6 protein-coding genes are annotated in these 5,495 nt (G+C 66.9%); all 6 read right to left on the bottom strand.

All coding sequences use genetic code 11. From position 1 onward, the window contains the following. Positions 1-32: 32 nt before the first annotated feature. A complete protein-coding gene (locus tag ACFDR9_RS26720) occupies positions 33-689 on the bottom strand; it encodes an SAM-dependent methyltransferase (protein WP_409032932.1) in 657 nt (218 codons plus the stop codon). Positions 690-704: 15 nt separating this feature from the next. After that, positions 705-2,273, bottom strand: coding sequence for a ubiquinone biosynthesis regulatory protein kinase UbiB (gene ubiB, locus ACFDR9_RS26715; protein ID WP_409032931.1), 1,569 nt, complete (start codon positions 2,271-2,273; stop codon positions 705-707). Continuing rightward, entirely contained in the window at positions 2,270-2,911 is a 642-nt protein-coding gene (locus ACFDR9_RS26710; protein WP_409032930.1) for an SCP2 domain-containing protein, read from the bottom strand. The genes ubiB and ACFDR9_RS26710 overlap by 4 nt, the downstream gene beginning before the upstream one ends. A gap of 114 nt (positions 2,912-3,025) precedes the next feature. Continuing rightward, positions 3,026-3,988: a Tim44 domain-containing protein gene (locus ACFDR9_RS26705; RefSeq protein WP_409032929.1), complete on the bottom strand. Its 963-nt coding sequence runs from the start codon at positions 3,986-3,988 to the stop codon at positions 3,026-3,028. A 9-nt stretch (positions 3,989-3,997) separates the two neighbouring features. Further along, positions 3,998-4,732: a bifunctional demethylmenaquinone methyltransferase/2-methoxy-6-polyprenyl-1,4-benzoquinol methylase UbiE gene (gene ubiE, locus ACFDR9_RS26700; RefSeq protein WP_017877774.1), complete on the bottom strand. Its 735-nt coding sequence runs from the start codon at positions 4,730-4,732 to the stop codon at positions 3,998-4,000. A gap of 121 nt (positions 4,733-4,853) precedes the next feature. Next, positions 4,854-5,300, bottom strand: coding sequence for a gamma-butyrobetaine hydroxylase-like domain-containing protein (locus ACFDR9_RS26695; RefSeq protein ID WP_017877775.1), 447 nt, complete (start codon positions 5,298-5,300; stop codon positions 4,854-4,856). Between the last annotated feature and the right edge of the window lie 195 nt (positions 5,301-5,495).

Raw genomic sequence — 5,495 nt, 5'->3', positions numbered from 1 at the left:
AATATCGAGAGTAAACGCCTTTTTCAAAGAGTTTACAAGCGATACCTACAAGCTGTGCTCATCGCCTCGGCTCCGCCTTCATGCAATCGCCCTGCCCGGCGACGCCAGAGCATCCAGCGTTCCTTGCCTTCGAAGACGGCGATCGAGTCGGCCACCGGCTCGTCGGCGATGCAGTCGAAGTGCGGCGCCAGCAGCGCGTCGAGTTGCGCGCGCTCGATGCCGAACGGCGGGCCGCGCAGGGCGTCGTCGAAGAAGAAGTAGCCCGCCAGCAAGGCGCCCGGCGCCAGCAGCGCGGCCCAGCGCGCCGCCACGTGCGGCCACATCGCGCGCGGCATGGCGCACAGGAAGGCGCGTTCGTAGATCAGTTGCGGCGGCTCGGCCGGCGCGTAGGTGAAAAAGTCGGCTTCGAGCACGCGCCCGGCCCATGGGCCGACGGCGGCGCGGGCGGCGGCCACGGCGGCCGGCGCGAAGTCGATCGCGGTGGCGTCCCAGCCGCCCTGGCACAGGTGCGCCAGTTCGTAGGCGGCGCCGCAGCCGGGGATCAGGCAGCGCAGCGGCGCGGCGGCGCCGGCGACGAAGGCGCGCAGCGCGTCGGGCACGCCGCCGCGGTCCCACGGCGTGAAGCCGCGTTCGAAGCGTTCGTCCCAGAACGCCGGGGAGAGCGGGTCGCGGGCCTGGAAGTCGGGCATGCCGGCCCCCCCCCCTTATGCCAGGTGCTGCCAGCGCAGCATCAGTTGCAGGCCGAGCGCGCCGACGGCGAAGGCGCCGACGAAGTAAACCACAAAACTGAGCAGGCGGTTGGTGTGGCGCTGTTCGGCGATCAGGGTCTTGAGCAGCTCGGTGTCGGCGTTGCGCGGCGCGCCGGCCACCGCCAGCGCGTGGTGCAGCAGGCGCGGCAGTTGTGGCAGCATGTGGGCGAAGCGCGGCGCCTCGCCCTTCAGGCGCTCCATCATGCCTTTCACGCCGACCTGGTCGGACATCCAGTTTTCCAGGTAGGGCTTGGCGGTCTTCCACAGGTCGAGGTCGGGGTCGAGTTGGCGCCCCAGGCCTTCGATGTTGAGCAGGGTCTTTTGCAGCAGCACCAGTTGCGGCTGCACTTCGACGTTGAAGCGGCGCGAGGTCTGGAACAGGCGCAGCAGAATCTGGCCGAAGGAGATGTCCTTCAGCGGCCGGTCGAAGATCGGTTCGCAGCAGGCCCGCACCGCCGATTCCAGTTCGTCGACGCGGGTTTCCTTCGGCGCCCAGCCCGATTCGATGTGCGCTTCGGCGACGCGCTTGTAGTCGCGCCGGAAAAAGGCCAGGAAATTTTGCGACAGGTAGTCCTTGTCGAAGTCGTTCAGGGTGCCGACGATGCCGAAGTCGAGCGCGATGTAGCGGCCGAACGTTTCCGGCGCGACCGACACCAGGATGTTCCCGGGGTGCATGTCGGCGTGGAAGAAGCCGTCGCGGAACACCTGGGTGAAGAAGATTTCCACGCCGTCGCTCGACAGCTTCTTCAGGTCGACGCCGGCCGCGGCCAGGCGGTCCAGCTGCGACACCGGGATGCCGACCATGCGCTCCATGACGATCACGCTCGACGAGCAAAAGTCCCAGTGCATCTCGGGCACCATCAGCAGGTTCGAGTCGGCGAAGTTGCGCCGCAGCTGGCTGGCGTTGGCCGCCTCGCGCATCAGGTCGAGTTCGTCGTGCAGGTATTTGTCGAATTCGCCGACGACTTCCTTCGGCTTCAGGCGCTTGCTGTCGGCCCAGATGCGGCCGATCCACTCGGCGGCGATGTGCATCAGCGCGACGTCCTCGTCGATCAGCTTTTTCATGCCCGGGCGCAGCACCTTGACGGCCACTTCCCGGCCGTCCTTCAGCGTGGCGAAATGCACCTGCGCGATCGAGGCCGAGGCCACCGGCGTACGCTCGAAGTTGGCGAACAGTTGCTCCGGGTGGGCGCCCAGCGATTTGACGATTTGCGCGATCGCCAGGTCGGAGTCGAACGGCGGCACCTGGTCTTGCAGGCGCGCCAGCTCGTCGGCCAGGTCGGCCGGCATCAGGTCGCGCCGGGTCGACAGCACCTGGCCGAACTTGACGAAAATCGGCCCCAGCTCTTCCAGCGCCATGCGCATGCGCTCGCCGCGCGGCGCGCTGATGTCGCGCCAGAAGATGACGGTGTCGATCAGTTTGGCGGTGCGCGGCACCTTCAGGCCGGAGATGGCGATTTCGTCGAGGCCGTATTTGACGACCACCCGCAGGATTTTCAGCAGGCGCAAAAATTTCAATATCATTGGAGGTCCGGTGATGGTGCCGCGGCGGATGCGCCGCGCGCCAGTTTTTGTTCTAGCTTTTCAATCCGCTTGGCGATGCGTTCGACGTCGTCGCGCAGGCGCGTGACGTCGCCCGAGAAGGCCTCGACCGCGGCCGGACGCACCAGCAGCGGCTGCTCTTCGAGGAAGAATTCGGCGACGTTCTCGGCCAGCTTTTGCTGGCCGGACTTGGCGGCCGCGACGACCGCCCTGGCGCCGGCGGCGATGCGCTGGGCGGCGATCTGGCCGACCAGCTTTTCCAGGTCGTGTTCGGCCTCCCAGCGCAAGGTCTTGCTGAGCTGGGAAATGGCGTTGGCGAATTCGGCGTCGCCGTCGATTTTGACGTAGGAAAAGGCGCGCTCGCGGTTTTGCAGGATCAGCGGCAGGTCCGACAGCTTGACGCGGATCGTCACGTTGGCGGCGGCGTCGTCCGGCGCCACCTCGAACATGCCGCCGGCGACGCGCACGCGCAGCGCCAGCGCGCCGGTGTCGACGCAGGCGACCTTGCCGGCGTGCAGCGCGAGCTGTTGCTGCGCCCACGGCTCCTGCGCCAGCAAATGGTTGATCGAAGCGACGACGGGCGCGCTCAGCGCGGAGCTGCTAGGGATAGGTAGGGGCATGCGGTCGATCTGTAAAAAACCTCAAAAAAAAACCGCCCGTGGCAATCGTGGGCGGTCTTGATCTTACCAGCTTGCCGGGAAATAAACGGCAGCGGCAATTTACCGTGCGCGCACTCAGGACAGTTGCTGGATGCCGGCCAACAACCAGCCGCCGTTGCCGGACACCGGCTTCGCCAGGTTCCAGACTTCGGCGAACGGTTCCGCGGCGGCGTTCGGCGCCGAGCGCATCGCGCCCGAGAACTTGACGCTGGCCAGGTAGTCGGCGGCGCTCGTTTCTATGCCCAGCAATTCGGCCTCGATGCTGACGACGTCGGTGAAGTCGGCGCCGGCGCCGCGTTCCTGCAGTTGCAATTTCATCTCGGCGTAGACTTCCGGCGTGGTGAATTCGCGGATGTCGTTGACGTCGGCCTTGTCCCAGGCCGCCTGCAGGCGAATGAAGTTGCTTTTCGCGTGGCGCAGGAAGCCGGCCGTGTCGAAGTCGGCCGGCACGCCCCATGGCGCGGCCGCGGCCGGCTTGTCGAGCATCGAGCCGGCCGACGGCGCCGGCATCAGCGGTTCGAAGGCCTGCGGCTGCATGCGCGAGCCGATCTCTGGCGTGTTGCCGGCGCCCTGGGCCAGCGCATTGTTGCCGCCGAAGCCGCCCGAGAACGGCGCGTTGTGATTGCCGCCGTCGTTGGCGGCCCGCTTGCCGCGCACCAGGCGATAGATCAGGTAGACGGCGCCGGCCAGCAAGGCCAGCATCAACAGCGAACCGATCATGCCGGCCAGCGCGCCGCCCAGACCGAAGTGCGACAACAAGGCGCCCAGGCCCAGGCCGAGCAAGGCGCCGCCCAGGATGCCTTTCCAGCGGCTCGGCGGCTTGGCCGCGGCCGCCGGCGCCGCGGCGGGCGCGGCGGCGGGTTGGGCCTGGCGTTGCGCCGCCGGGGCCGGCGCAGGCGCGGGCGCCTGGCGGCTCACGTTGTGCGACTGCCGGCCAATCGAGCGGCCGCCGCCCATCGGGCGGGCGATCGAGTCGGCCAGCATCGACAACGACAGCGCGGCCAGCGTCGCGCCGACCAGAAATTTCTTGATATTCATGCCAACCTCCTACAGTTTAATACCCGTGTGCAAAGCTGCGACCCCGGCCGTCAAATTGAAATACTGCACGCGCTCCAGGCCGGCGTCTTGCATCATGGTTTTCAGGGTTTCCTGGTCCGGATGCATGCGGATCGACTCGGCCAGGTAACGATAGCTTTCGGCGTCGCCGGCGATTTTTTGGCCCAGCCACGGCAGCACCGAGAACGAATACACGTCATACGGCTTTTGCAGCGGCGCCGCCACTTTCGAGAATTCCAGCACCAACAACTTGCCGCCCGGCTTGAGCACGCGGCGCATTTCGGCCAGCGCCTGGTCCTTGTGCGTCATGTTGCGCAGGCCGAAGGCGACGCTGACGCGGTCGAAATAATTGTCCGGGAACGGCAGTTTTTCCGCGTCACACAACAAGGTGGGGGTCAACAGGCCGCGATTCAAGAGCCGGTCGCGGCCCACGCGCAGCATCGACTCGTTGATGTCGGTCAGCCAGACCTCGCCGCCGGGGCCGGCCTGCTTGGCGAACACCTTGGCCAGGTCGCCGGTGCCGCCGGCAATGTCGAGCACCTTGAAGCCCGGGCGCACGCCGGCGTTGGCGATGGTGAAGGTCTTCCACAGGCGGTGCAAACCGGCCGACATCAGGTCGTTCATCACATCGTATTTGGCGGCGACGGAGTGGAACACCTTCGCCACCTCGTGCACTTTGTCGTCTTCCGAAACGGTTTTATAGCCGAAATGCGTCGTATTGGTCATGGTTATCAGCCTGATTGATGTGCGGGCATTATACAAGCGGCGCGCCGGCGCGGCCCGGCTTGTTCTGAATCGCGAACCCAGGTCAAGAATTCGCGCTGGACGCGGCTCAGCCGCGGCGCCACTAGTGCTTGTGGCCGCAGCCGTGGCCGGCCGCCGGCGCCGCCGGCAGCGCCGCGCCCGGCTCGCGGCCGCTGTCGCCGGGGAAGCCGGCGGCGTGCAGGCGCTCCAGGTAGGTGCGCCACACTTGCTCCTGCTGCGCGCCCAGCTTGTAGAGCAGCTCCCACGAGTACAGGCCGGTGTTGTGGCCGTCCGAGAAGGTCGGTTGCACCGCGTAGTTGCCGACCGGATCGAGCGCCGTGATGCCGACCTCGCGCTTGCCCAGCTGTAGCACTTCCTGGCCCGGGCCGTGGCCGCGCACTTCGGCCGACGGCGAGCACACGCGCAGCAATTCGAACGGCAGCGAGAAGTTGGCGCCGTCGTCGAAGCTGACGTCGAGCACCCGCGATTTGCTGTGCACCGTCAGTCCGGTCGGTTGCGGCGTCGGGGCCGATTGTCTAGAGCCTGTCATGGTGTTCTCTTGGTAAATGTTTGGCGGCGCGCTCAGGAATTCAGGCGTTGGACGATGGCGGCGCGCAATTGCGGCAGCAGCGCGGGGGGGGGGGGGGGGAGGGGGGGGGGGGGGGGTTTGGGGGGGGGGGGGGGGGGGACAACCCCAGGTTTTTATTTTTTTTCTGCGAGGGTGGGTGGGGTGGGGGAAGAAGGG

The organism is Janthinobacterium sp. CG_23.3 (genome assembly GCF_046115965.1).
GTDB lineage: Bacteria > Pseudomonadota > Gammaproteobacteria > Burkholderiales > Burkholderiaceae_D > Janthinobacterium.
The sequence above is the reverse complement of the archived record's forward strand: the minus strand, read 5'-3'. Positions and strand labels throughout refer to the sequence as shown.